This window comes from Kitasatospora sp. NPDC056184, assembly GCF_042268405.1.
Lineage (GTDB): Bacteria > Actinomycetota > Actinomycetes > Streptomycetales > Streptomycetaceae > Kitasatospora.
Window position 1 is genome coordinate 14,198 of record NZ_JBHJUI010000001.1, and the last position, 25,955, is coordinate 40,152.

Annotated in this window: 20 protein-coding genes; 9 read left to right on the top strand and 11 right to left on the bottom strand. The window is 74.2% G+C overall.

What is annotated here, in order from left to right; all coding sequences use genetic code 11:
• Positions 1–39 precede the first annotated feature (39 nt).
• The 3 genes from ACFC0B_RS00075 to ACFC0B_RS00085 form a co-directional block, all read right to left on the bottom strand.
• Positions 40–984: a 3-hydroxyacyl-CoA dehydrogenase NAD-binding domain-containing protein gene (locus tag ACFC0B_RS00075; protein WP_376079909.1), complete on the bottom strand. Its 945-nt coding sequence runs from the start codon at positions 982–984 to the stop codon at positions 40–42.
• Entirely contained in the window at positions 981–1,802 is an 822-nt protein-coding gene (locus tag ACFC0B_RS00080; protein WP_376079910.1) for a BTAD domain-containing putative transcriptional regulator, read from the bottom strand. Before ACFC0B_RS00080 ends, ACFC0B_RS00075 begins: the two co-directional genes overlap by 4 nt.
• Before the next feature lie 118 nt (positions 1,803–1,920).
• Entirely contained in the window at positions 1,921–2,526 is a 606-nt protein-coding gene (locus ACFC0B_RS00085) for a DNA-binding response regulator (RefSeq protein ID WP_376079913.1), read from the bottom strand.
• 151 nt (positions 2,527–2,677) lie between these two features.
• Here ACFC0B_RS00085 and ACFC0B_RS00090 point away from each other — a divergent pair, with 151 nt between their 5' ends.
• Both ACFC0B_RS00090 and ACFC0B_RS00095 read left to right on the top strand, forming a co-directional pair.
• Positions 2,678–3,670, top strand: a complete 993-nt coding sequence (locus ACFC0B_RS00090) for a beta-ketoacyl-ACP synthase 3 (protein WP_376082290.1) — start codon at positions 2,678–2,680, stop codon at positions 3,668–3,670.
• Positions 3,667–4,155 carry a flavin reductase family protein gene (locus ACFC0B_RS00095; RefSeq protein WP_376079916.1) on the top strand — a complete coding sequence of 163 codons (489 nt, stop codon included), beginning with the start codon at positions 3,667–3,669 and terminating at the stop codon, positions 4,153–4,155. The genes ACFC0B_RS00090 and ACFC0B_RS00095 overlap by 4 nt, the downstream gene beginning before the upstream one ends.
• Here ACFC0B_RS00095 and carB read toward each other — a convergent pair.
• The 6 genes from carB to ACFC0B_RS00125 form a co-directional block, all read right to left on the bottom strand.
• A complete protein-coding gene (carB, locus tag ACFC0B_RS00100; RefSeq protein WP_376079918.1) occupies positions 4,119–7,439 on the bottom strand; it encodes a carbamoyl-phosphate synthase large subunit in 3,321 nt (1,106 codons plus the stop codon). The genes ACFC0B_RS00095 and carB overlap by 37 nt on opposite strands.
• Positions 7,440–7,451: 12 nt before the next feature.
• Positions 7,452–7,649: a hypothetical protein gene (locus ACFC0B_RS00105; RefSeq protein WP_376079921.1), complete on the bottom strand. Its 198-nt coding sequence runs from the start codon at positions 7,647–7,649 to the stop codon at positions 7,452–7,454.
• A gap of 52 nt (positions 7,650–7,701) precedes the next feature.
• The gene (locus ACFC0B_RS00110) at positions 7,702–9,522 is read right to left on the bottom strand and encodes a carbamoyltransferase (protein WP_376079924.1); all 1,821 of its coding nucleotides are present in this window, start codon (positions 9,520–9,522) and stop codon (positions 7,702–7,704) included.
• Positions 9,523–9,533: 11 nt separating this feature from the next.
• Positions 9,534–11,714 (bottom strand): iron-containing redox enzyme family protein, encoded by a 2,181-nt coding sequence (locus tag ACFC0B_RS00115; protein WP_376079927.1) that lies wholly within the window; start codon positions 11,712–11,714, stop codon positions 9,534–9,536.
• A gap of 181 nt (positions 11,715–11,895) precedes the next feature.
• Positions 11,896–12,933: an IopA gene (locus ACFC0B_RS00120; protein WP_376079929.1), complete on the bottom strand. Its 1,038-nt coding sequence runs from the start codon at positions 12,931–12,933 to the stop codon at positions 11,896–11,898.
• Positions 12,934–13,077: 144 nt separating this feature from the next.
• Entirely contained in the window at positions 13,078–14,229 is a 1,152-nt protein-coding gene (locus ACFC0B_RS00125) for a sensor histidine kinase (RefSeq protein WP_376079930.1), read from the bottom strand.
• A gap of 261 nt (positions 14,230–14,490) precedes the next feature.
• Here ACFC0B_RS00125 and ACFC0B_RS00130 point away from each other — a divergent pair, with 261 nt between their 5' ends.
• From ACFC0B_RS00130 to ACFC0B_RS00160, 7 genes are all read left to right on the top strand, one after another.
• Complete coding sequence (locus ACFC0B_RS00130; protein WP_376079932.1) at positions 14,491–16,128, top strand: PucR family transcriptional regulator; 1,638 nt, start codon at positions 14,491–14,493, stop codon at positions 16,126–16,128.
• 250 nt (positions 16,129–16,378) lie between these two features.
• Complete coding sequence (locus ACFC0B_RS00135) at positions 16,379–17,683, top strand: diaminopimelate decarboxylase (protein WP_376079935.1); 1,305 nt, start codon at positions 16,379–16,381, stop codon at positions 17,681–17,683.
• Between the two features lie 154 nt (positions 17,684–17,837).
• On the top strand, positions 17,838–18,545 hold the full coding sequence (locus ACFC0B_RS00140) for a DUF998 domain-containing protein (protein ID WP_376079938.1): 708 nt from the start codon (positions 17,838–17,840) through the stop codon (positions 18,543–18,545).
• Positions 18,546–18,660: 115 nt separating this feature from the next.
• Positions 18,661–19,620 carry a GlxA family transcriptional regulator gene (locus ACFC0B_RS00145; RefSeq protein ID WP_376079941.1) on the top strand — a complete coding sequence of 320 codons (960 nt, stop codon included), beginning with the start codon at positions 18,661–18,663 and terminating at the stop codon, positions 19,618–19,620.
• Positions 19,621–19,830: 210 nt separating this feature from the next.
• Positions 19,831–21,156 (top strand): DUF6271 family protein, encoded by a 1,326-nt coding sequence (locus ACFC0B_RS00150; protein ID WP_376079942.1) that lies wholly within the window; start codon positions 19,831–19,833, stop codon positions 21,154–21,156.
• 256 nt (positions 21,157–21,412) lie between these two features.
• Positions 21,413–22,411, top strand: coding sequence for a type I glyceraldehyde-3-phosphate dehydrogenase (gene gap, locus ACFC0B_RS00155; RefSeq protein ID WP_376079945.1), 999 nt, complete (start codon positions 21,413–21,415; stop codon positions 22,409–22,411).
• Positions 22,412–22,579: 168 nt separating this feature from the next.
• Entirely contained in the window at positions 22,580–23,605 is a 1,026-nt protein-coding gene (locus ACFC0B_RS00160) for an LLM class flavin-dependent oxidoreductase (protein ID WP_376079948.1), read from the top strand.
• Positions 23,606–23,609: 4 nt separating this feature from the next.
• Here ACFC0B_RS00160 and ACFC0B_RS00165 read toward each other — a convergent pair whose 3' ends face one another.
• Both ACFC0B_RS00165 and ACFC0B_RS00170 read right to left on the bottom strand, forming a co-directional pair.
• A complete protein-coding gene (locus ACFC0B_RS00165; RefSeq protein ID WP_376079951.1) occupies positions 23,610–24,989 on the bottom strand; it encodes an MFS transporter in 1,380 nt (459 codons plus the stop codon).
• Positions 24,986–25,789 (bottom strand): glycerophosphodiester phosphodiesterase, encoded by an 804-nt coding sequence (locus ACFC0B_RS00170; protein ID WP_376079954.1) that lies wholly within the window; start codon positions 25,787–25,789, stop codon positions 24,986–24,988. The genes ACFC0B_RS00165 and ACFC0B_RS00170 overlap by 4 nt, the downstream gene beginning before the upstream one ends.
• Positions 25,790–25,955 lie beyond the last annotated feature (166 nt).

The following is a 25,955-nucleotide window of genomic DNA, read 5'->3' on the forward strand; positions in this document are numbered from 1 at the left end:
CGGCCGGGCCCCCTCCCCGTCGTGGGCCGCCGGGCGGCGTCACGGCGTCCGGGCCCGCGCCGCCGCCGCGATCACCGCGTTCTGCCCCCGGTCGCGCCGGGCGGCCAGCTCCTCGTACGGCACCGCCCCGAACGAGGCGTCGGCCTGGGCGAGGAGGGTGTCGATCGTCTCCCGGTCCACCGGCGGCGAGCCCAGCAGCGCCCAGCTGCGTTCGAGGCCGCTGCCCAGGTGCTCCAGCCAGTGCCGCAGCCCGCCCGGCCCGCCGCCCAGGTGGAAGGCGTGGAAGGGGCCCACCACCGCCCACCGGGAGCCGATCGAGGCGGTCACCACCTCGTCCAGCTCGTCCACCGTGACCACGCCCTCGCGCACCAGGTGGATGCTCTCCCGCAGCAGCGCCGACTGCAGCCGGTTCGCGACGAAGCCGGGCACCGCGCGGCGCAGCACCACCGGCGTCTTGCCCAGCCACCGGTAGAAGTCCACCGCCGCCTCGACGGTCTCCGGCGCGGCGTCCCGGCCGGCCACCACCTCGACCAGCGGCACGATGTGCGGCGGGTTGAACGGATGGCCGACCACCACCCGGCCGGGGGTGTCGAGCCCGGCCCCCAGGTCGTCCGGCAGCAGGGTCGAGGTGGAGGAGAGCAGCAGGGCCTCCGGCGCGGCCGCGGCCGCCTCGGCGAACAGCCGCTGCTTGAGCGGCAGGTCCTCCAGGGCGTTCTCCTGCACCACGTCGACTCCCGCGACCGCGCTCGCCAGGTCGGGGGCGAACACCAGCCGGGCCGCCAGCTCGGCCGGATCGGCCGGCCCGTCGGGCAGCGAGGCCGCGTACAGCGGCAGCGCCGCCGTCACGTGCTCCCGGGCGTCGGCGCGGGTGCTGCTGATCCGCACCTCCAGCCCCCGGGCGGCGAACAGGGCGATCCAACCGAGCGCGATGGTGCCGGTGCCGATCACGGCCGCGCTGCGGTAGGTCCTCGGACGGGTGGTCACCGCGACACCTCCAGGGCGAATTCGGGCAGTTCGGGAAGGTCGGCCCGGAGCGGGCCGGGCGAGCCGCCGAGGACCAGCTGGTGCAGCCGCTGCACCCGGCGGGAGGGCTCCACCCCCAGCTCGCCGACCAGCGCGCCGCGCAGCCGCTGGTACGTCTCCAGGGCGCGCCAGGTGTGGCCGGAGCGGTAGTAGGCGATCATCAACTGGGCGGAGAAGTTCTCGTGCAGAGGATGCCGGGCCGTCAGCATCCGCAGTTCGCCGAGGATTTCGGCGTGCCGGCCGAGTTGCAGGTCCGCCTCCACCCGCAGCTCGACGGTCCGGGTGCGGGCCTCGTCCATGCCCAGCACCTCGGTCTCCAGCACCGGTCCCACCGGGACGTCGGCCAGCGCCGGTCCGCGCCACAGCCGCAGCGCGCGGCCGAGGGCGTCGGAGGCCCGGCGGGCGTCCCCGGCGTCCAGGGCCGCGCTGCCCTCGGCGGTCAGCCGCTGGAAGGTCCGCAGGTCGGAGTCGTGCACCGCGCCGGTCAGCTGGTAGCCGCCGAGCCGGGTGGCCAGCACCTCCTTGGCCGTCTGCGGGGCGCCGGCCGGCAGCGCGGCCGCGATCCGGCGGCGCAGTTGCAGGACGTAGGTCTGCAGCGTCGTCTGGGCGCTGCGCGGTATCCGCGCCCCCCACGCCTCCTCCATCAGCGTGGGTACCTGGACTATTCGGCCCGCCCGCAGTGCGAGCAGTGCGAGCAATTGTCGCGGTTTTCCGGCACTCGGAACGATGAAGTTTCCGTCGATTCGTATTTCCAGCGGCCCCAGAACACTGATGTCCATACGTGTGCCTCCATGGAAATGTCTGTTTCCTGGAGTATTGCATGAGGAGTTCCGGAGGGCCTAGTGATGATCTCACGCGCGGACCGTGAATTTCTCATGCCCGGGCCGTCCGCGGCCGTCAGATCATGCCCGCCTCCCGGGCGATGCGGACGGCGTCGATCCGGTTCCTGGCGTCGAGCTTCTGCACGACCGCCGTCAGGTAGTTGCGCACCGTCCCCACCGACAGGTGCAGCTGCTGGGCGATCTGCCGCACGTCGTCGCCCTCGGCGGCCAGCCGCAGCACCTCGACCTCGCGCGGGGTGAGCAGGCCGTCCGTCGGCAGCGAGAAGCTCAGCGCGAGCTGCGGGTCGACCACCCGCTCACCGGCCATCACCCGGCGCACCGCGGACACCAGTTCGCTCGGCGGGGCGTCCTTCAGCAGCACCCCGGCGATCGGCAGCGACAGCGCCCGCCGCAGCACGGTGGGGTGGCTCAGGCTGGTGAGCAGCAGGACCCGGCAGCCGGGCACCCGGGCCCAGAGCCGCTCGGCGGCGTCCAGGCCGTCCAGGCCCGGCAGGTTGATGTCCAGGACCGCCAGGTCGGGTCGGGACTCCAGGGCCGCCGGCACCACCTCCTCGCCGCTGCCGACCTCCGCGACCACCGTGACGTCCGACTCCAGTTCGAGCAGCGCCACCAGTGCGCCGCGCACCATCCGTACATCTTCGGCGATGAGCAGTCGTATCACCGAGTCCCCCTTCCCCGTTCGCGTCCGCCCGTCCGCCGGACCCCGCGTCCTTGAATTGTACGGCTGCCCAGCGAGGCTCAAGGGCTTTTCCAGCGCCGATTGTGAGGATCGCCTCGCCCGGTAGTGGACGGCGAAATGGAGAAGCGAAGTGGTGTACGCGCGGAAACGGCCAATACGCGTCGCCGGCACCGGACACAGCGAAATACTCGGAGTCGGCGGTTACCGGCCCCGCCGACGCGTCGACAATGCGGAGCTGTGCCGGAGCATCGACTCCACCCCGGAGTGGATCGAGACCCGCAGCGGGATCCGCCGGCGCGGCTTCGCCGGGCCCGACGAGACCCTGCCGATGATGGCCGCCGAGGCCGCCGGGCGGGCCCTGGATCGGGCCGGGGCGCGCGCCGCCGACGTCGACCTCGTCGTGGTGGCCAGCATGTCCCACCTGGTCCAGACGCCGGCGCTGGCCGCCGTGGTGGCGCACCGGCTGGGCGCCGACCGCGCCGCCGCCTTCGACCTGTCGGCCGCCTGCGCGGGCTTCTGCCACGCCCTCGCGGTCGCCTCCGACACCGTCCGCACCGGGGGAGCCCGCCGGGCGCTGGTGATCGGGGCCGAGCGGATGACCGACATCGTCGAGCCGACCGACCGCACCAGCGCCCTGCTCTTCGCGGACGGCGCCGGTGCCGTGCTGGTCGGCCCCGCCGACCGGCCCGGGATCGGTCCGGTGGTCCGCCGTTCCGACGGCGCCTACGCCGAGGCCCTGCGCATGACGGCGCCGTGGGCCGGCGAGGAGCGGCCCTGGATGCGGATGGACGGCCGCCGGGTGTTCCGCTGGGCGATGGAGGAGGTGGCCCCCGCCGCGCTGGCGGCCCTGGAGGCCGCCGGCCAGTCCGTGGCGGACCTCGGCGCCTTCGTCCCGCACCAGGCCAACCTCCGGATGACCGAGCTGATGGTGGAGCGCCTCGGCCTGACACCCGCCACCGCCGTCGCCCGCGACGTCGTCGAGACCGGCAACACCTCCGCCGCCTCGATCCCGCTCGCCCTGGAGACCCTGCTCACCGGGGGCGCGGCGGCGAGCGGGGACACCGCGCTGCTGGTCGGCTTCGGCGCCGGCCTCAACTACGCGGCCCAGACGGTGGTGCTGCCGTGAACGGGCGCGCGGTGACCCGCGACGACCTGCGCTCGGCGATGGCCCGCACCGCCGCGGGCGTGGTGGTGGTGACCGCCCGGGGGAGCGACGGCACCCCGCAGGGACTCACCGCGACCTCGTTCTGCTCGGTGTCGCTGGAACCGGCCCTGGTGCTGGTCTGCGTGGCCGAGACGGCCGGGGCCTACAAGGCGCTCGCCGGCTGCGAGGAGTTCGCGGTGAGCGTGCTGCGCCGCGAGCAGTCCGCCGTGGCCACCCGGTTCGCCACCGGCGGGGCCGAGAAGTTCCACCCGGCGGACACCGAGCTGACGCCCCGGGACCTGCCCGCCGTCGCGGGCGCCCTCTGCCAGCTCGACTGCGTGGTCGACGCCCGCCACCCGGCGGGCGACCACCTGATCCTGGTCGGCGAGGTCACCGCCGTCCGGCTCGCGGACGGCGGTGACCCGCTGGTCTACGCCGGCCGGTCGTACCGGGCCCTCAGCTCCTGAAGCGGCGTCACCGTCGGACCGGTGGACGACTGGAGGGCGTCGATGCCCTGGACCGCGGCGCCCATGGCCTGGACGGTGGTCAGGCAGGGCACGGCGCGGGCGACGGCGGCGGTGCGGATCAGGTAGCCGTCCCCGCTCCGCCCCGCCGGGCCGGCCGCACTCCGGCCGGTGATGACGACCAGGTCGACCTCACCGTCGTGGATCAGCCGGTCGACGGTCCGCTCGCCGTTCGGGCCCTCGCCCTCGCTGGGCCGGCGCACCACGGTGACCGGCGCGCCGGCCCGCCGCAGCACCTCGGCGGTGCCGGCGGTGGCCAGCAGCTCGAACCCGAGCCCGGCGAGCGCGAGCGCGGGCAGGACGGCGTCCCGCTTGTCGCGGTCGGCCACGGACAGCAGGGCCCGGCCCTTGGCGGGCAGCGGCAGCTGGGCCGCCGCCTGGGTCTTGGCGTAGGCGGTGCCGAAGACGCGGTCCAGGCCCATGACCTCGCCGGTGGAGCGCATCTCCGGGCCCAGGACGGTGTCCACACCGCGGCCGTGGACGTCGCGGAAGCGGCTCCACGGCATCACGGCCTCCTTCACCGCGATCGGCGCGTCCGCCGGCAGTGTGCCGCCGTCGCCCTCGGCCGGCAGCAGACCCTCCGCCCGCAGCTCCGCGATCGTCGCCCCCAGTGACACCCGCGCCGCCGCCTTCGCCAACGGCACCGCGGTCGCCTTGGAGGTGAACGGCACCGTCCGCGACGCCCGCGGGTTCGCCTCCAGGACGTACAGGATGTCGCCGGAGAGGGCGAACTGGATGTTGATCAGACCGCGCACGCCGACGCCGCGGGCGATCGCCTCCGTCGAGGCCCGCAACCGCTTGATGTCGTACCCGCCCAACGTGATCGGCGGCAGCGCACACGCCGAGTCCCCGGAATGGATACCCGCCTCCTCGATGTGCTCCATCACACCACCGAGATACAGCTCCGTACCGTCGAACAGCGCGTCGACGTCGATCTCCACCGCATCGTCGAGGAAGCGGTCGATCAGCACCGGATGCTCGGAGATCAGGCCGGCGTGGCGCTCCAGATAGGACGCCAGCGACGCCTCGTCGTACACGATCTCCATACCGCGGCCGCCCAGCACGTACGACGGGCGGGCCAGCACGGGGTAGCCGATCTCGTCCGCGATCGCCTTCGCCTCCTCGAACGAGAACGCCGTGCCGTGCTTCGGCGCCGGCAGGCCCGCATCACGCAGCACCCGGCCGAACGCGCCGCGCTCCTCCGCCAGATCGATCGCCTCCGGCTGAGTGCCCACGATCGGCACCCCGTTGTCCTTCAGCGCCTGCGCCAGCCCCAGCGGCGTCTGCCCGCCCAACTGCACGATCACCCCCGCCAGCGGCCCGGCCTGCCGCTCGGCGTGCACGATCTCCAGCACGTCCTCCAACGTCAACGGCTCGAAGTACAGCCGGTCGGAGGTGTCGTAGTCCGTCGAGACCGTCTCCGGATTGCAGTTGACCATCACCGTCTCGTACCCGGCATCGGCCAACGCGAACGAGGCGTGCACACACGAGTAGTCGAACTCGATACCCTGCCCGATCCGGTTCGGACCCGACCCCAGGATGATCACCGCCGGCTTGCTGCGCGGCGCCACCTCACTCTCCTCGTCGTACGACGAGTAGAAGTACGGCGTACGCGCCGCGAACTCCGCCGCACACGTGTCCACGGTCTTGAACACCGGCCGGATCCCCAGCGCGTGCCGCACCTCCCGCACCACATCCGCCCTCAGCCCCCGGATCTCCCCGACCTGCAGGTCCGAGAAACCGTGCCGCTTGGCGTGCCGCAGCAGCTCCGGGGTCAGCTTGTCCGCCTCCGCGAGCTCGCCCGCGATCTCGTCCAGCAGGAACAGCTGGTCGACGAACCACGGATCGATCTTCGTCGCCTCGAACACCTCCTCCGGGGTGGCGCCGGCGCGGATGGCCTGCATGACGGTGTTGATCCGCCCGTCCGTCGGCACCCCGGCCCTGGCCAGCAGCTCCGCCTTGTCACCCACCGCACCGGCCCACGAGAACTGCGAGCCCTTCTTCTCCAGCGAGCGCAGCGCCTTCTGCAGCGCCTCGGGGAAGTTGCGGCCCAGCGCCATCGCCTCACCGACCGACTTCATGGTGGTGGTCAGCGTGGCGTCCGCGGACGGGAACTTCTCGAACGCGAACCGCGGGACCTTCACCACGACGTAGTCGAGGGTCGGCTCGAAGGAGGCCGGGGTCTCCTCGGTGATGTCGTTGGGGATCTCGTCCAGGGTGTAGCCGACGGCCAGCTTCGCCGCGATCTTCGCGATCGGGAAGCCGGTGGCCTTGGACGCCAGCGCCGAGGAGCGGGACACCCGCGGGTTCATCTCGATGACGATGACCCGGCCGTCCTCGGGGTTCACCGCGAACTGGATGTTGCAGCCGCCGGTGTCGACGCCGACCTCGCGGATCACGGCGATGCCGATGTCGCGCAGGATCTGGTACTCGCGGTCGGTGAGCGTCATCGCCGGCGCGACGGTGATCGAGTCACCGGTGTGCACGCCCATCGGGTCGAAGTTCTCGATGGAGCAGACGACCACGACGTTGTCGCTCTTGTCGCGCATCAGCTCCAGCTCGTACTCCTTCCAGCCGAGGATGGACTCCTCCAGGAGCACCTCGGTGGTCGGGGAGAGCGTCAGCCCCTGCCCCGCGATACGGCGCAGGTCCTCCTCGTTGTGCGCGAAACCGGAGCCCGCGCCGCCCATCGTGAACGAGGGCCGCACGACGACCGGGTAGCCGCCCAGGGTGTCGACCCCGGCCAGGACGTCGTCCATGGTGTGGCAGATCACCGAACGCGCGGACTCGCCGTGCCCGATCTTGGCGTTGACGGCCTCGACGACGCCCTTGAACAGCTCGCGGTCCTCGCCCTTGTTGATCGCCTCGACGTCCGCGCCGATCAGCTCGACCCCGTACTTCTCCAGCGTCCCGGCCGCGTGCAGCGAGATCGCGGTGTTCAGCGCCGTCTGCCCGCCCAGCGTCGGCAGCAGCGCGTCCGGCCGCTCCTTCGCGATGATCTTCTCCACGAACTCCGGGGTGATCGGCTCCACATACGTGGCGTCCGCGATCTCCGGATCCGTCATGATCGTCGCCGGGTTGGAGTTCACCAGCACGACCCGCAGGCCCTCGGCCTTCAGGACCCGACACGCCTGCGTGCCCGAGTAGTCGAACTCGGCGGCCTGGCCGATCACGATCGGGCCGGACCCGATCACCAGGACGGACTTGATGTCAGTGCGCTTAGGCATGCCGGCCCTCCGTCAGGACGTGATCCAGTAGCTGGTGGCCGTGCGGTCCACCGCGCGGTCGAGCGGGTCGCGGAAGCGTCGGGCGACGAGCCCGACCGGGGTGAACACCAGCAGGTAGGCGAGCAGGAGCAGGAGTTGCAGGCCGGTGCGGCGGGCGGTGCTCAGCGGGGTGATGGTGGGCGGGGTGGTGCCGGGCGGGGTGGTACTCATCGCGGTCGTCCTTCCGGGAGGGGCCCGAGCGGGCGGTCGTGGTGGTGGGCGGTCAGTCGAGCGGGATCTCGTCGCGCCAGTCGCCCTCCTCGGTCCAGGCCGGCTGGTCGGCCTTGGCGAGCAGGAAGTCGCCGATGGCGAGGGTGTCGATGTCGGTGCGCATGAAGCAGCGGTAGGCGTCCTCGGGGCTCGTCACGATCGGCTCGCCGCGCACGTTGAAGGAGGTGTTGACCAGCACGGGGCAGCCGGTCCGCTCCTTGAAGTCGCCGAGCAGCCGGTGCAGCCGGGGGTCGGCCTCCGCGGTGACGGTCTGGATCCGCGCGGAGTGGTCGACGTGGGTCACCGCGGGGATCGTGGAGCGGGCGGTCCTGAGCCGGTCCAGGCCCCGGGCGCTGCCGTCCGACTCCAGCCGCTGCTGTTCGGCGACCTGGGCCACGATGAGCATGTAGGGGCTGGGCTGGGAGATCTTGAAGTACTCCTCGGCGTCCTCGGCCAGCACGATCGGCGCGAAGGGGCGGAAGGACTCGCGGAACTTGATCTTCTGGTTCATCACCGACTGCATCGCCGGGTTGCGCGGGTCGCCCAGGATCGAACGGCCGCCGAGGGCGCGCGGACCGAACTCCATCCGGCCCTGGAACCAGCCCACCACCTTGCCGTCGGCGAGCTGCTCGGCGACCCGCCCGGACAGCTCCTCCGGGGTCAGCCGGGTGTACGGGACGGCGTTGGCGTCGAAGTAGGCCGCGATCCGGTCGTTGTCGTAGCCCGGGCCGAGCCGGGAGGAACGCATCGCGTCGCGGCCGGTGCGGGTGTGCGGGCGGGTCGCGCGCTGGGCCAGCAGGGCGGCCCCGAGGGCACCGCCGGCGTCCCCGGCGGCCGGCTGGATCCAGACCTCGTCGAAGATCCCCTCCTCGACGATCCGGCCGTTCGCCACGCAGTTGAGCGCCACGCCGCCGGCCAGGCAGAGCCGGCGCTCGCCGGTCCGCTCGCGGGCGGTGCGGGCCAGCCGGAGCATCACCTCCTCGGTGACCTCCTGGACGGACGCGGCCAGGTCGAACTCCCGTTCGGTGAGCGGTGCCTCGGGCTGCCGGCGGGGGCCGCCGAACAGCTCCTCGAACCGCCGGCCGGTCATCACGTGGCCGTGCAGGTATTCGAACCGGTCGGTGTCGAGGTGGAACGAGCCGTCCGGCTTCAGGTCGATCAGCTCCTCCCGGATCAGCCGGGCGTACACCGGCTTCCCGTACGGGGCGAGGCCCATCAGCTTGTACTCGCCGGAGTCCACCTTGAAGCCGCAGAAGTAGGTGAAGGCCGAGTACAGCAGGCCGAGCGAGTGCGGGAAGCGCAGCTCGGCGACCGGGTCGACGCGCTGCCCGGTGCCGTGCCAGAGCGAGGTGGTGGTCCATTCGCCGACGCCGTCGACGCAGAGCACCGCGGCGGACTCGTACGGGCTCGGCAGGAAGGCCGAGGCGGCGTGCGACTGGTGGTGGCCGAAGCGCTTCAGCGGCGGCACCGCGCCCAGGCCCAGTCCGCGCAGCTCCTCGCGCACGGTGTCCAGGGTGCGCGCCTTCCAGCCGAGCCAGGCCGGCATCACCTCCCGGAAGGAGCTCCAGGTGTGCGGCGCGGTCGCCGCGTAGGTGGCGAGCACCCGGCGGAACTTGCGCGCCGGGTCCTCGTAGTAGGCGATCGCGTCGACGTCGCCCAGCGTCAGCCCGGCCTCGTCGAGGCAGTACCGCACGGCCTGCGCGGGGAAGGCGGAGTCGTGCCGCCGGCGGCTGAACCGCTCCTCCTGGGCGGCCGCCGCGATGCCGTCCGCGCCGACCAGCGCGGCGGCGCTGTCGTGGTAGTAGGCCGAGATGCCAAGCACTGTGGTGGCCACCGGTCAGCTCCTCAATTCGGGTTCTTCAACGTGACGTTCAGTGCGGCGTACAGGTCGGCCACGGTGCCCTCGGGCGGGTTCAGGGACCGGTAGCCGGCCCGGACGCGCTCCCAGACGGCGGCCTCCTGCTGGGGGCCGACCATCCCGGGCAGGTCGGCCAGGTAGCTGTCGATCGCGTCCGCCGCCCAGGCGGAGTGGCCGGTGGCGACGTTGTCGATGGTGTTGTGCAGGTCGACGAACTGGGTGCTGAAGCCGTGGTGCTTCAGGCCCGCCCGGGCGCTGCGGTAGCTGCCGCCCACGCCGGAGAGCTCCATGGCGAGGTTGAGGCCGAGGATCTCGGGCTGGAAGCGCTGCGGGAACCGGGAGATGCTCAGCCAGTAGACCGGCAGCGCGAAGGACTCCTCGCGGAAGCCGGGCCACTCGGCGAACGCGGCGGACCCGGTGGGCGGAAGGTCGAAGCCCATCGTGGCGATCAGGTCCCGGTAGATCTTCGGGTGGTTCAACTCCCACTCGCCGTTGCCGAGTTCGTCCCAGTAAGTGCGGAAGAGGAACTGGCCGCAGGGCGACGAGGCCAGCCGGTAGTCGGTGAACCCCTGCAGCCAGCCGCCGTCGATCATGATCAGCGGGGCCAGCTGCAGCGTGGAGTCGACGAGGTCGGCCCGGTCGGGCAGCGGCACGTTCCGCTCGGCGAACTCGCTGCCGTGCCGGTCGTGCGCCTGGTCCAGCCACTCCCGCAGGCCGTTGGCGCCCTGCCAGACGGCGGGCAGCTGCTGCGGGGCGCGGTCCAGGCCGTAGCGCGAACGGGCCAGCCAGCGCCGGGCGTAGTCGTACGCGTAGCGGCGCAGCCCCGGGGTGTCGGTGCGGGAGAGCAGCGCGCGGTAGGCGGCCCGGACGCCGATCCGGGGGAGCGGGGCCGCGTCGGGCGCGGCGGGGAGCGGGACCGGGCGCTCCTGGTGCAGGTACCACGAGCGCTGGGCCCGGTGGAGCGCCCGACGGTCGTCCGGCGTCCGCTCGCCGCCGTCGGCCGCGACGGCGCCGTCGGCGGGCAGCGCGGCGATCCAGCGGCGCAGGACGGCGATCTCGGCCGGGGTGAAGATCCGGAACATCGGGCCCTTGGGGCCGATCAGGCCGCGCAGCAGCGGGCTGGCGTCGGGGCGGCCCGGGCGGACCAGCGGGCTGGCCGCCAGGGCGTCGAGGAACGGGCCGGGCCCGGCGCCGGGGTCCGCGAACCAGGCGCCGAGCGGGCGGCCCGCCAGCTTGTACCGGGCGTGGTAGACGGCGGCCTGGCGGGCCCGGGTGCAGATCAGCCGCCACACCTCGTAGTCGGGGTGCCGGGAGAGCCCGGTCTCCTCGGCCAGCGCCTCGCACCAGCGGCGCAGTTCGCCGAGCGCCCAGTGGAAGCCGCGGCGCAGCCGCTCCGCGCCGGCCGGGCCGTTCTCCGCCAGGTACTGGCGGGCGGCGGCGGTGGACAGCTCCAGCGCGGTGGCCGCCGGCTCGCCGCGTGCGGAGCCGAGGTCCAGGGCCAGGGCCTCGTCCCGGTCCAGCACCTCCGGCCCGAGCGCGGCCAGCGGGGGCAGCAGGCCGACCGAGCGCAGGCAGAGGTCGGCGCCGAGCAGTTCGGGCAGGAACGCGCCGGGCAGCCGGCTGAGCGCGAGCAGCATCGCGGGCAGCCGGAAGCTGAAGCTCTCGACCCGCTCGTTGGCGGCCAGCCGGATCCGGGCGAGCGGTTCCTCGACGCGGTGGCGGTGCAGCAGACGGCTGTAGTCGGAGCCGCGGTCCGCCTCGGCGTAGCCGACGCCGACGTCGGCGGCGTACAGGGTGAGCACCCGCAGGGCGAGCGGGGTCTCGGCGTTGCCGGAGCCGGAGAGCCACTGGAGCCAGGCGCCGGCGGACAGGGCCAGCGGTGCGCAGTTCAGCAGCACGCACCGGACGGCCGGGCCGTTGTCGGGCCCGGCCAGGGCCCGGGCGAAGGGCTCGCGCGCCGCGGCCGCCCAGGCGCGGGTGGCCGCGGTCAGCTCCTCGGGGTCCGCCGCCCGACCGGGGACGGCGTCCCCGGTGCGGCCGGCGGCGGCCAGGGCCGCCCGGACCGGTTCCAGGTCCGCGGGCCGCAGCGGCAGGTCCCCCTCGGGGTCGAGCGCGCGCAGGTACAGGATGCGGTGGTCGGGCTCGGGCTGGGCGGCTGCGTTGGTCATGGCGTACCGCGCCCCTCCGTTCTCGGCGTCGGTCGGGTCAGAACATCGGGTAGATGGAGTTGTCGTTGCGGCGCTTGCGGCGGCGCCGGCGGAACAGCGCGACGATCTTCCGGAACACGGTTCGGCTCCCTGCTGGTGCGGTGTCGGCGGACGGGACGGTGGTGCGGGGCGCGGCCCGGGCTCAGAGGTCGAGCGCGGCGCGCAGCAGCTCCGCGGTCACCTGGTGGCCGCGGTCGGTGAGGTGGGCCTGGTCGACGAAGAGCCACTCCTCGGCGGCGGGCGAGGCCGCGACGGCCGCGTTGGCGTCCAGGAACGCGACGCCCAGCTCCTTGCAGACGGCCTCCAGCCGCTCGGCGTAGACCTCGTGCACGGCCGGGTCGAGGACGGGGGCGAAGAGGTTCCACATGCCCGCGCGCTCGGCGCCGGCCTCCTCGATGAGGGCGCGCTCCTCGGCGGTGAAGGACTTGCGGGTCCAGGCGGCGGTGGGCTGCAGCACGTAGTGCAGCCGCGCCCCGAGCGGGGCCACCAGGTCGGCGAGGGTGCGCAGGTCGCGGGCGGCGTGCCGGACGGCGGTCTCGACGCGCTCCGCGGGGTCGGGAGCGGCGCGGCCCGCGGTGTCCGGGCCCTCCTCCGGCCGGCCCAGCCGCTTGGCGACCCGGCCGAGCCGGCCCCGGGCCCAGCCCGGCTGGCCCATCCGCTGCCCGAGGTCGGGCGCGCCGAGCTGGCCGAAGAACTCGCCGGAGAAGAAGAACTGCGGGTAGTCGCCGTCGGCCTGCGGCAGCCCGGCCACCACGAGGTTGTTGAGCCCCGAGAAGACCACCACGTCGCGCACCGCGGGCAGCCGGTGCCGGTGCAGCTGGAAGAGCGCGGCCTCCTGGGTGGAGTTGAAGGCCGGCGCCGCCAGGTTGAGCCAGGGCCGGGCCTCCGGGCCGCGGGCGAGCAGCGAGGGGATCGTCCAGGCGTCCCCGCTCGCCCCGAAGCCGAACGCGGGGGAGGCGCCCAGCACGACCCCCACGGGCTCCTCGGGCACCGTCCCGAGCAGCGAGACCGGCCCGGCGGTGCCGTGCGAGATCCGGAACCCTCCGGCGTCGGTGTTCACCACCGGGGAGCGGTAGCCGGGCCGGTTGAAGAACATCACGTACGGCAGCCAGCGCACCTCGCCGGTCGCGAACTCCTCGTACTGCTTGATCTGCGGCGTCAGCCGGTGCTGCGCTTCCACTGCGGCGCCTCCGATGTCCCCGGTGGGTCTCTTCGACCACCGAGTCTTCGAGGTGTGCCTAGATTGCGGCTCGAACCGTGTCGGAGCGGGCCGGCGGGCGGCGCGCGGTCCGGGCCCGGGCGGGGGGAGCCGCCCGGGCCCGGCTCAGGCGGCCGCCCTGCAGGGGTTCTCGGCGGGACTGCGCGGCCCCTGGTCCGACCCGGGGCGCATCGGACACTCGACGTGCAGCCAGTACCACTCGCCGCGGACCGTCGCGGTGACGGTGCCTCCGCTCAGCGCGAGCCGCGCGGCCAGGTTGCGCAGCCCGATGCCGCGCCGCTCCGGGGCGTCCGGGGGCGGTGTCCGGGCGCCGTTGTTGGCCACCCACAGGTGGACCCGGCCGGCCCGCTCGCCGAAGATGACGGTGCACCGGGTGGCCTTGCTGTGGCGCAGCAGGTTGGTGACCGCCTCGCGCAGCACGATGGACAGGCTGGTGCCCACCTGCTCGTCGAGCGTCTGCGGCGGGTGCCCCTCGATCTCGACGTGGAGCCCGGCGGTCTCCAGCGTCCCGCGCACCACCTGGAGTTCGCGTTCCAGCGACATCGCCTGCGGCCCGGTGGCCACCGCCCGGACGTCGGCCAGCGCCTGGCGGGCGAGGGCGAGGGTGTCCCGCAGTTCGGCGTGGGCCCGGCCGTCGTCGGTGCCGACCAGGCGCTGGATCACCTCGATCTTCAGCGTGATGGCCGAGAGGCTGTAGCCCAGCAGGTCGTGCAGGTCCCGGGTGAACCGGAGCCGTTCGCTGGAGACGGCGATCTGGGTCGCCCGCCGCCGGGCCTCGTGCTGGCGGTGCACCAGGTCGCACAGGGCGCTCAGGCCGTAGGTGAGCACGCCGACGGCCAGCGAGGAGAGCTCCAGGTACAGCGGCGCGAGCCCCTGGTGCTGGTGCGGGGAGAGCGCCAGCACCGTCACGTTCACGAGCGCGTACAGCGCCCAGGCGAGCGGTGCGCCGCGCAGCGCGATCAGGATCGCGCCACCGAGGAAGCCGCTCAGGTTGCCGGAGAGGACCCCGGTGAGGGGCAGGGTCAGGAAGGTCAGCACGGCCTGGAAGCCGAGCAGCCAGGCGGTGTTCCGGCGCGGCGCGCGCCGCGCCCTGGGATGGCAGTTGTACAGCTGGATGGCGAAACAGCAGAGCACGATCAGCAGGGCGGCTGTCAGCCCCGCCCGGTCGTGGGTGCGTGTCGCGAGGTTGACGGCTCCGATGACGGTGAGCCCGACGGTGACCGCCGCGACGAGCGCGTAGGCGAACCGCGGTGGCATGGTTTCTCCATGGGCGTCCTCGGCGACCGGTGCGGAGACGGAACGGTGGGGGTCTGTGGGGATTCTCATGTCCTCGCCCTTGATCGGTGTACGGGCAGTTCATGCACGGACCACCTGACTGTCATGCACAGGGCCGACAAGTTGGCCGAAACGCTGGGGGTACGGGGCTCCGCCGCCGGGTACCGGGACCGCCCGCGGACGCCGTGACGGGCCGGCGGGCCGGGGGCCATACTGGGCGCCGGACGCGGGGAGGAGCGGGGCGTGGAGCGGACCTTGCGCGGGGTGGTGGCACTCGCCGAGGCGGTCGTGGAGGTCGGCGTCGCCCCGGTGGGACTGGACGTGCCGGTGACGGGGCTGGACGTGTTCGACCGGGCCGAGCCCGGGGCCGATCCGGGCGCCCTGGTGGTGGCCGTCGGGGTCGACCCGCGCTCGGAGCGGGCCGTGGCGCTGGTCCGGGCGGCGGGGCGGGACCGGGCGGCGGCGGTGGTGTTCCGCGAGGAGGGCGCCGGGCCGCCGAACCGGGCGCTGCGGGAGGCCGCGGGAGAGGCCGGCGCCGCGGTGCTGTTCCGCCGGACCTGGGCCGACTGGGCGCAGCTGATCGGCACCCTGCGGGCCGGGCTGGCGGTGGCCGAGGAGGCCGGGGCGGCCAATGTGCCGCTCGGCGACCTGGACGCGCTGGCCGAGGCGCTCGCCGCGCTGGTGGGCGGCGCGGTGACGATCGAGAGCCCGGACTCCCGGGTGCTCGCCTACTCCTCCAACAACCGCGACGTCGACGACATCCGCCGCTCCACCATCCTGGGCCGCCGGGTGCCGGCCGAACGCCGGGCGGCGATGCGCGAGGACGGCTTCCTCGCGCTGCTGCGCCGCAGTCCGGGCGCGCTGCACCGCCGGGCCGACGGCACCGCCCCCGAGCGCGCGGCCGTCGCGGTGCGGGCCGGCGAGGAGGTGCTCGGCTCGCTGTGGGTTGCGCCGACGGGGTGCCCGCTGCCGCCGACCGTCGCCGAGGCGCTGCGGGCGGCGGCCCGGATCGCGGCGCCGCACCTGCTGCACGACCAGGCCCGCCGCTCCGGGCGGCACGAGTTGGTGCTGGAGGCGGCGCGCGCCCTGCTGGCGGGGCGCGGCTCGGCGGACCTGCTGGCTGCCCGCACCGGACTGCCGCCGGCCGAGCCGTGCGCGGTGCTGGCGATCGCCCCCGCCCCGGCCGCCCCCGGCTCGGCCACCCCCGGTGCGGGCACCCCGCTCACCGGCGGGCGGCTGGCCCGCTCGGCGCGCGCCGCCTGCGCCCGGCGCGGCCACCCCGTGGTGGCGGTGGCCGTCGACGACGGTGCCCGGGTGCTGCTCGGCGGTCTGGAGCGCGACCCGCGGCACGCCGCCGCCCGGCTGTCCCGGCTGGCCGACGCGCTGGCCGGGGAGCTGTCGGAGGAGTCCGGTCGGCCGGTGCGGATCGGCGTGGGCGAGGTCCGGGCCGCCCTGGACCGCGCGGCGGAGTCCGCCCGCACGGCCGAGCAGGCGCTGCGCGCCCTGCGCCTGGGCCGCTCACCGAACCCGCCCCGGGCCGCCCGGGCCGGCGAACTCGCCGACACCGTCGCCCTGCTGACCGTCCTGGACGCCCTGCGGGAGCAGTCGGCGCCGACCTCGGACAGCTCGGTGGCGCGACTGGTGGCGCACGCGGCGAAGCCCGGGGAGGAGGTGCTGCTCGACACGCTGCGCGCCTACCTGGAGCACGCCGGCGACAGTGCGCGGGCCGCCGCCGCCCTGAACGTGCCCGCCAGCACCTTCCGCTACCGCAAGCAGAAGGCCGAGCGGCTCTGCGGCGTCGACCTCGACGACCCCGACGCCCGGCTGCTCGCCCACCTGCAGCTGCGCCTGCTCGCCCTGACCGCCGCCGAGCGGGAGTGACCCGGCCGTCCGGGAATCGTCGCGCACGGCGGTGATCCCGCCCCGGGTTCGCCGCCGGGCACCGATCAGGCCGCTCCGCCGCCGCCGTCCGGTCGGGTGACGCGGCGCCGCCCCCGGACATCCGCGCCGTGGGACGGAGACGCGGCCGCCGCGCGCCCGGCAGCCTGGTGGCACGCCCGGGGCCACCCCGTTCCCGGCCTCGGGCGTCCGATCGGTCCGCCCGCCCGACGAGCCCGAGGAGCGCGACACCATGCCCCTTTCCCGATCCGCCGCCGCCCGCCGCGAACTGGTCCTGCGCGAGGCCGTCCGCCACCGGCTGCTCGACCCGGAGGACGCCCTGCTCGCCGTCTTCGTCGACCTCGACGGCGTGGCCGCGAGCGTCGCCGACCTGCACGCCGCCTTCCCGGCCGGGGTCGAGGTGCTGCACGCCTTCGCGGCCAAGGCGAACTGCCTGGTCCCGCTGCTCGCCCGGCTGCGCGGGCTGGGCATGGGCTGCGAGGTGGCCAGCCCCGGCGAGTTCGCCCAGGCTCTCGCGGCCGGCTTCGACCCCGCGCGGATCGTCTTCGACTCGCCCGCCAAGACCCGCCGGGAGCTGGTCCGGGCCCTGGAACTCGGCGCCGCCGTCAACATCGACAACTGGCAGGAACTCGACCGGGTCGACGACCTCCTGCGGGCCGGGGCCTCCGCCTCCCGGATCGGCGTGCGGGTCAACCCGCAGGTCGGCGCCGGGGCGATCGGCGCGATGAGCACCGCCACCGCGACCTCCAAGTTCGGCATCGCCCTGGCGGACGAGGGGAACGCCGAGCGGCTGGTGGAGGCGTTCCGCGCGCGCCCCTGGCTCACCTGGATCCATGCGCACGTCGGCTCGCAGGGCTGCCCGCTGGACCTGATGGCCGAGGGTGTCGCCCAGGCCGTCGCCTTCGCCGAGCGGGTCAACGCCGAACTGGGCCGCCGCCAGGTGGTGGGCATCGACCTCGGCGGCGGACTGCCCGTCAACTTCGCCGACGACACCACCACCCCCGGCTACGCCGACTACGTCGGGCGGCTGCGCGCGCACGCGCCGGAGCTGTTCGACGGCCGCTACCGGCTGGTCACCGAGTTCGGCCGCTCGCTGCTCGCCAAGAACGGCTTCACCGCCGCGTACGTCGAGTACACCAAGGCCTCCGGGGGCCGGCGGATCGCCGTCACCCACGCCGGCGCCCAGGTCGCCACCCGGACGGTGTTCATGCCGGACGCCTGGCCGCTGCGGATCACCGCGCACCACCCCTCGGGCGCCGCCAAGGAGGGCGAGGAGCCGGTGCCGCAGGACGTCGCCGGGCCCTGCTGCTTCGCCGGCGACCTGCTCGCCAGGAACCGCCCGCTGCCGCCGCTGGAGCCGGGCGACCTGGTCGCGCTGCTCGACACCGGCGCGTACTACGCGACGACCCACTTCCAGTACAACAGCCTGCCCGAGCCGGCCGTGCACGGCTTCACGGTGGACGCCGGGGGCGCGGTGCGCTTCGAGCCGCTGCGCCGGGCCCAGCCGGTCGAGGAGCTGCTCCGGCCGGTCGGCTGACCCGGTGCCCGTGGTCACGATTCGGTGACGGAGAGTCAGAACATCGGGCGGGACGGGGTTCCCGGGCGGCGCGGCGCGGGTATCACCCTGCCGCGACCGCCCCCCCCCCGGGGCCGCGGTGCGACAGCCTCAGCTCGTCGAAGGAGGCCTCGTCATGTCCGCCCGAACCCCCGCCGAGACCCGACCCCCCGTCGATCCCCGGGCCCAGGACGTGCGCACGGTGCGCCGCCTGCGGCTCGGGGTCGGTGTCCTCGGCTTCCTGCTGCCGATCGCGCTGCCCGTCGGCAACAGCCTCACCTCCGCCCGGATCGCCCTGCTCGACTCGATGAGCGCCTCCTACTACAGCCCCATGCGCAACGTCTTCGTCGGCGGCCTGTGCGCCATCGGCGTCTTCCTCATCTGCTACCGCCACGACCGCCGGGAGGATCGGCTCAGTTCGGTGGCCGGGGTGCTGGCGATCGGGGTGGCGCTCTTCCCCACCGAGCCGCCGGACGCCGTCACCGCGCACCCCAGCGGCGCCCAGACCGCCGTCGGAGCGGTCCATCTCGCCTGCGCCGCCGGGCTGTTCGGCGTGCTGGCGTACTTCTGCCTGCGGCTGTTCGCGGACTCGCCGGCCACCGGCGGCCGCCGCCCGGCGCGGGACTGGGTCTACCTGGTCTGCGGCTGGGTGATCGTGGCGGGCATCGCGGCGGTCGCGCTGGCCGGGGTGCTCCACCTGGCCCGGGACTGGCCGCTGACCGTCACCTACCTGGGCGAGGCGGTCTCCGTGCTCGCCTTCGGGGTGGCCTGGCTGGTGAAGGGCGAGGCCCTCGCCGGCCTCGCCCCGCGCCGCGCCCCGGCCGCCGCCACGGCCGGCCCCTGACGGCCGCCCGGCCCGGCCGCGGGCTCCCCGGTGGCAGGATGCTTGCGGCCGGTGTCGGACCGGCCGGGGCGTACCGCGGCGCCCGACGGCACCGCGGGGGAGTGGAGAAGGTCCGATGGGCCGCAGGAAGCACCAGGTGGCCGTGCTGATCCTGGAAGGGGCGAAGCCGCTGGACGTGGGCATCCCCGCCCAGGTGTTCTCCAGCCGGCCGAGCATGCCCTACACGGTGCGGGTCTGCGGCCCGGCGCCCGGGCTGGTCGCCGGGGGCGACGGCCTCTCCTACCACGTCGCCGAGGGCCTCGAAGCGGTCGAGCACGCCGACACCGTCTTCGTGCCCGGCTACCGCGACCCGGCCACCACCGAACCCCCGGCGGCCGTCGTCGAGGCGCTGCTGACCGCGCACGCGCGCGGCGCCCGGCTGGCCGCGATCTCCACCGGCGCGTTCGCCCTGGCCGCCACCGGGCTGCTCGACGGCAGGCGGGCGACCACCCACTGGCACTACGCCAAGGTCCTGGCGGAGCGCCATCCGCGGATCCGGGTCGACGAGAACGTGCTGTTCGTCGACGAGGGCGCCGTGCTCACCTCGGCCGGCGCCGCCTCCGGCATCGACCTCTGCCTGCACCTGGTCCGGCGCGACCACGGCGTGGGCCTGTCCAACCACGTGGCGCGGCGGCTGGTGGCCGCGCCCTACCGCAGCGGCGGCCAGGCCCAGTACGTGCCGCGCAGCGTGCCCGAGCCGCTGGGCGACCTCTTCGCCGACACCCGCGCATGGGCCCTGGAGCACCTCGCCGAGCAGCTGACCCTGGAGGGGCTCGCCCGGCACGCCCGGGTCTCCGCCCGCACCTTCTCGCGGCGGTTCGTGGAGGACACCGGCTACACGCCCATGCAGTGGGTGCTGCGGGCCCGGGTGGACCTGGCGCGCGAGCTGCTGGAGCGCACCGACCTGGGCGTGGAGCAGATCGCCGACCGGGTCGGGCTCGGCACGGGGGCGAACCTGCGGCTGCACTTCCACCGCGTCCTCGGCACCTCGCCCACCGAGTACCGCCACACCTTCGCGGCCCGCTCGGAGGCCTGAGCGTGCGAGGCCCGGGCGCGCGGAGGGCCCGTGCCGTTCGGCCCGGGCGCCCGGGCGGGCGTGCCCGATCGTGCAGAAGGGGGGCGCATTCCACCCCCTCCGGGGCCGCGCTGACTATCGTTGGCACCACAAGTGGTCTAGTCCACCAGACGTGAGCTCAACTGGACGCCACCGCACCGGATCTGACGATCAGACGGAGAAGCCCGCACCATGCAAAGAGTCTGCCTCGCGCTGCCCACCATGCGTAGCTGTCCCGACACCATCGTGGACCTCGCCGAGGAGGCGGCCTACGCCGTCGCGCACTTCGGGGTCGAGGTGCACCTCCTCGTCCTCGACACCACCGACGCCACCGACGCCGACGGATTCGCGAAGAACGCGGACGCCGTCGCCTCGCTGGCCCCCACCCCGGGCGTGTTCGTCCACCACCTGGGCGAGGCGCGGCAGCGGGAGTTCTTCCGCCGGGTGACCGAGCGCTCCGGCGCCGCCGACCCCGAAGTGCTGCTCGACATGATGGTCCCGCAGGCCGTCGCGTACGGCTCCTGCGTCAACCGGATCTTCCTGGGCGCGGCCGCCCTGGGCTGCACCTCGGCGCACCTGCGCAACGACGACGCCGACTTCCAGGTCCTCGACGGGCAGAAGGTCTTCCCGATCCACCACGAGCTGCTCGCGATCGGCCGCCCGGCCGGCGAGGTGGTGGGCAGCGTGACCCGCTCCGAGCTCGACCCGGCCGACGCGGACAAGCCGGTGATGCTGGTCAGCGGCTCCTTCATGGGCGAACTCAACGTGGACATCGGCGAGATCCGCGAGCTGGACCCGGAGGTCTACCGCGAGGTCGTGCGCCTGTGGACCCCGCCGGTGTGGCCGGACGAGGACCGGGACGCGATGGTGGAGGTCTCCTTCAAGGGCACCGGCACCGAGCCGTTCACCGCCGACCACTCCGTCCTCGGCGTGCCCGACATCTGGGACGTCTTCATGTGCAACGTCGCCCTGGACCACCGGGGGTACGAGGTGCTGCCGCTGCTGCCCTCGGTCCGGACCCTCGGCTGCGACTACGCCCTGCTGCACTCCCTCGTCCACGCCCGGCTGCCCGGCGTCGTCCACAACCGCCACATCGTGAACTACTACACGCCCGAGCGCCGCACCGGCGCCGGCTTCGTCCCCTACCAGATGGGGTTCGTCAAGCTCCTGCTCTCGATGCTGTACCTGTACCCGGTCTACGGCGGGATGATCGACCTCGGCCGCGGGCTGCTGGACGAGCGGCACGGGCTGAAGGTCGAGCCGATCCTCGAACTGGTGCGGGGCAGCGTCGACTGGGACCGGGCCGGGAACGAGCACTGCCTGGACGTCCTGGACCGCTCCTACCGCAAGCTGGGCGGCAAGTACGCCGAGCTCGCGGACGTGGTGGCCGAGCGGCGCGAGCAGCTCCTGGACGAGGCGCAGGAGGACGCCAGGCGCTGGGCGGTGCTGATCGAGTCCTGGGCGGCCCTGGTGGCCGCCTCCCGCGCGGAGGGGCTCGGCGGCGTTCCGCAGGCGTGAGGCCGACGGCGGCTGCGCCCCGGGTGCAGCCGCCGACCGGACCCCCGCGGGCCGGACCCGCCGGTCCCTGAGGGGGCCCGCAGACGGGGTGGCGGGATCCTTGCGGTCATTGGCGGGGAGTCTGGCGGGATCCTTGCGTACCATGTCGATCCGGCCCCTGTCCGGCCCGCTCCGATCGTCCGATGATTGAACCGTCATCAAACGAACGGAACGCCCGGCAGGCCCGGAAGCGCCCGGCACGACCCAGGGAGCCCTCATGACCCGCATCGCCATCAACGGCTTCGGCCGCATCGGCCGCAACAGCCTGCGCGCCCTGGTGGAGCGCGGCAGCGAGCTGGAGGTGGTCGCGATCAACGACCTCACCTCCGTGGACGCGCTCGCCCACCTGCTGCGCTTCGACAGCTCGCTCGGCCGCTTCCGCCGCCCGGTCGCGGTCGAGGGGAACGAGCTGGTCGTCGACGGCCGCCGGATCAAGGTGCTCGCCGAGCGCGACCCCGCCGCCCTGCCGTGGGCCGAGCTGGAGGTCGACCTCGTACTGGAGGCCACCGGCCGGTTCACCTCGGCGGAGGCCGCCCGCGCCCACCTGAAGGCCGGCGCGAAGCGCGTCCTGGTCAGCGCCCCGTCCGACGGCGCGGACGTCACCCTGGCCTACGGCGTGAACACCGACGCCTACGACCCGGCCGAGCACGTGATCGTCTCGAACGCCTCCTGCACCACCAACGCGCTCGCCCCGCTCGCCTCCGTGCTGGACGACCTGGCCGGCATCGAGCACGGCTTCATGACCACCGTGCACGCCTACACCCAGGAGCAGAACCTCCAGGACGGCCCGCACCGCGACCCGCGCCGCGCCCGCGCCGCCGGCGTCAACATCGTGCCGACCACCACCGGTGCCGCCAAGGCCATCGGCCTGGTCCTGCCGGGCCTCGACGGCAAGCTCTCCGGCGACTCGATCCGGGTGCCGGTCCCGGTCGGCTCGATCGTCGAGCTGAACACCACGGTCGAGCGCGAGGTCACCCGCGACGAGGTGCTCGCCGCCTACCGCGCCGCCGCCGACGGCCGGCTGAAGGGCGTCCTCGACTACGCCGACGAGCCGCTGGTCTCCAGCGACATCACCGGCGAGCCCGCCTCCTCGATCTTCGACGCCGCCCTGACCCGGGTCGAGGGCAAGCACGTCAAGGTGGTCGCCTGGTACGACAACGAGTGGGGCTTCTCCAACCGGGTCATCGACACCCTGGAGCTGCTCGCCCGGGGCTGACCCGCCCCGGGTGCCGCCGGCGGGACCGCTGCGGGAACGTGACGCACGTGTTGCGCCCCGTGGCGATCCTCCGGCGGACCTTGAGCGGCCCCGGCCGGTGTGTGACGGTGGACGGCACGCCCGGCCGATCGTCCGCCGGGCGGGCAGAACCGAGGAAAGAGGACACCGGTGCCGACCCACGATCAGCCCCTGCGGAAACTGGGATTCCTGACCATCGGGCTGTTCGACCCGGCCGACCCGGCCCAGGGCCACGAGTCCACGCTGCGGATCATCGAGCTCGGCGAGCGGCTGGGCTTCGACAGCGCCTTCGTGCGCCACCGCCACCTGCAGTACGGCATCTCCTCCCCGGTCGCCGTGCTCGCGGCGGCCACCCAGCGCACCAGCCGCATCCAGCTGGGCACCGCGGTCGTTCCGGTCGGCTGGGAGAACCCGCTGCGGCTGGCCGAGGACCTCGCGACCGTCGACCTGCTCTCCGGCGGCCGGCTCAACCCGGGGGTGAGCGTCGGGCGCCCGAGCCACTGGGAGCGGGTGGCCGGCGCGCTCTACCCGGACACCGCCGAGTCGGAGGACTTCGGCTACGAGCGGGTGCGCCGGCTGCTGGGCTTCCTGCGCGGCGAGCCGGCCACCGACTTCAGCGGGGTCGAGGGCATCGAGGTGTACTCGGACAAGGTCCAGCCGGTCTCGCCCGGCCTGGCGGACCGCGTCTGGTACGGCGGCGGGAGCCTGCGCTCCGCCCGCTGGGCCGGTGAGCAGGGGCTCGGCCTGCTCACCAGCAACGTGGTGCGGGCGGAGGAGTCCGAGGACTTCGCCGAGATCCAGCGCTCGCAGATCGCCGCCTTCCGCGCCCACCACCCGCTGGGCGCGCGGGCCCGGGTCTCGCAGGGGCTGGTGGTGATCCCCACCGACAGCGCCACCGCCGACCAGCGGGCGCGCTACCAGGAGTACGTCCGGAGCCGCACGCCCCGCACCGCCGCCCCGCAGGGCCCGGCGCGGGTGATGTTCGCCCGGGACCTCGTCGGCAGCTCCGCCGAGATCGCCGAGCAGCTGTACGCCCACGCCGGGTTCCGCGAGGTGGACGAGGTGGTCTTCGCGCTGCCGTTCACCTTCGGCCACGAGGACTACGTGCAGATCCTCACCGACATCGCCACCGTCCTCGCCCCGCTGCTCGGCTGGAAGCCGCCCACCGGCGCCTGAGCGGTCAGAGGCGCTCGGGCACCGGGTTGCCGACGGCCTCGATCGCCCGCCGCACGGGGACCTTCAGCAGCACGGCGAAGCCGATGACGAAGAACACCAGCAGCGAGATGATCGCCGAGCGGTAGCTGCCGGTGACCTGGTACGCGAGGCCGAAGACCAGCGGCCCCATCCAACTGGTGCCGCGGTCGCTGACCTTGTACACGCTGAAGTACTCGGCCTCCTTGCCGGCCGGGATCAGGTGGGAGAACAGCGACCGCGACAGCGCCTGGCTGCCGCCGAGCACCAGGCCGATCATGCAGGCCAGGACGTAGAACCAGACGGGCTGGTGGGCCGGCATGACGTACCCGAGCGCGAGGGTGGCCACCCAGCCGACCAGCGAGCCCAGGATGGTCCGCTTGGCGCCGTACCGCCGGGCGATCCGGCCCAGCAGCAGCGCGCCGCCGATCGCCACGACCTGCACCAGCAGCACGGCGGTGACGAGGGCGGTCTGATCCAGGCCCAGCTCCTCGCTGCCGTAGAGGGCGGCCTGCGAGACGACGGTCTGGATGCCGTCGTTGTAGCAGAGGAAGGCGGCCAGGTAGAGCAGGGTGAGCGGGTGGCGGCGCATGCCGCGCAGGGTCCGGCCCAGCTCCCGCAGACTGCCGGCGGCGGGCTCGTCCTTGACGACGGCCTGCCCGGGGAGCGCCCCGGCGCGGGAGGGCAGCCGGAGCATCGGCACGATGGTGAACAGCGCCCACCACAGGCCCGCCGAGGCCAGGCAGATCCGCACCGCGGTGCCCTCGGAGAGCCCGAACGCGTCGTGCCCCTGGAACAGCACCAGATTGGCGATCAGCAGCAGCCCGCCGCCCGCGTACCCGTACGCCCAGCCCTTGGAGGACACCGCGTCGCGCTCGTCGGGCGAGGCCAGGCCCGGCAGGTAGGCGTAGGAGAGCGCGACCGAGACCGCGTACGCGAGGTTGGCGACGACCAGCAGGGCGCCGCCGAGCAGGTAGCGGTCACCGCCGAGGAAGAACATGCCCATCGTCGCGATCGCGCCGAGGTAGGCGAAGCCGCACATCAGCTCCTTGTGCCGCCCGGTGCGGTCCGCGACGGTCCCGGCCAGCAGCATCGCCCCGACCGAGAGCAGCACCGAGAAGGAGACCGTGTAGGGGTAGAACGAACCCGCGCGGATCGACAGCCCCAGGGGGTGGACGTCGCCCTGCGCGTCGGCGGCCTCCTTGGCGATCGAGGTCAGGTACGGCCCGAGGAACACCGTCAGGACGGTGGAGGAGAAGGCCGCTGAGGCCCAGTCGTTGACGTACCAGCCGACCTGTATCCGGCGCAGCGCGCGCCCGTCGTCGGTGGCGGTCGCCGGATGCCCCGGGTGGTCGGTCGTGGTGCTCATGCTGTTCCAATCCCCGTGCTGGAGCCGTTGCCGCCGTGGGTCCAGCAGCCGCGCTCGCGGAGGACGTCGCGCAGGACGTCGATGCGATCGGCCATGATGCCATCCACCCCCAGGTCGAGCAGAGCGCGGATGCGTGCGGCGTCGTCCACGGTCCAGACGTGAACCTGCAGGCCGAGGCGGTGCGCGGCGCGGACGAAGGCCCGGTCGACCACCGGCACGCCCCGGTGCCGCTCGGGTACCTGGGCGCAGAGGCCGGCCCACGGCGCTCCGCCGCCCCGCAGCAGCGGCCCGGCCAGTGAGCGCAGCCGCAGCCGGGCGACCTCGCGGGGCCCGAGCGAGGTGGCCAGCCGGGGCCCGGCGGCGGCGCGGACGGCGGCGAGCCGGCTGTCGGAGAAGCCGCCGACGCAGACCCGGTCCCAGGCACCGGTCCGGCGCACCGCCTCGACCAGCGGACCGACCGCCGGCGCCGCCTTGACGTCGATGTTGAACCGGGCGTCGGGGAAGGCGCCGAGCAGGTCCTCCAGCAGCGGGACCGGCTCGGTGCCGCCGATCCGGGCCTGCCGGACGGTCTGCCAGGGCAGCTCGGCCACCGCTCCGGCGCGGTCGGTGACCCGGTCGAGCCGGTGGTCGTGGAAGGCCACCAGGACGCCGTCGGCGGTGGCGTGCACGTCCGTCTCCAGGTAGCGGTACCCGAGGGCGACGGCGGCCTCGAAGGCGGCGAGCGAGTTCTCCGGACGGCCGAGGTCGCCGCCCCGGTGGGCGAAGGCGAGAGGCCCCGGGTGGTCGAGGAAGGGGTGCATGGGTGCTCCGTGCTCTGTGCTCCGTCGTGCGTGACATTGTTACACCTGGTGTCAAGCTGTAACGCCCACGGAGGGTGCCGGGCCGCCTATCATGCCGATGCGGTGGGGGCCGCCCGGCTCCCGCCCCGCCCGTCGGTCATGTACCGCCCGAGAGAGGAGCCCCCCG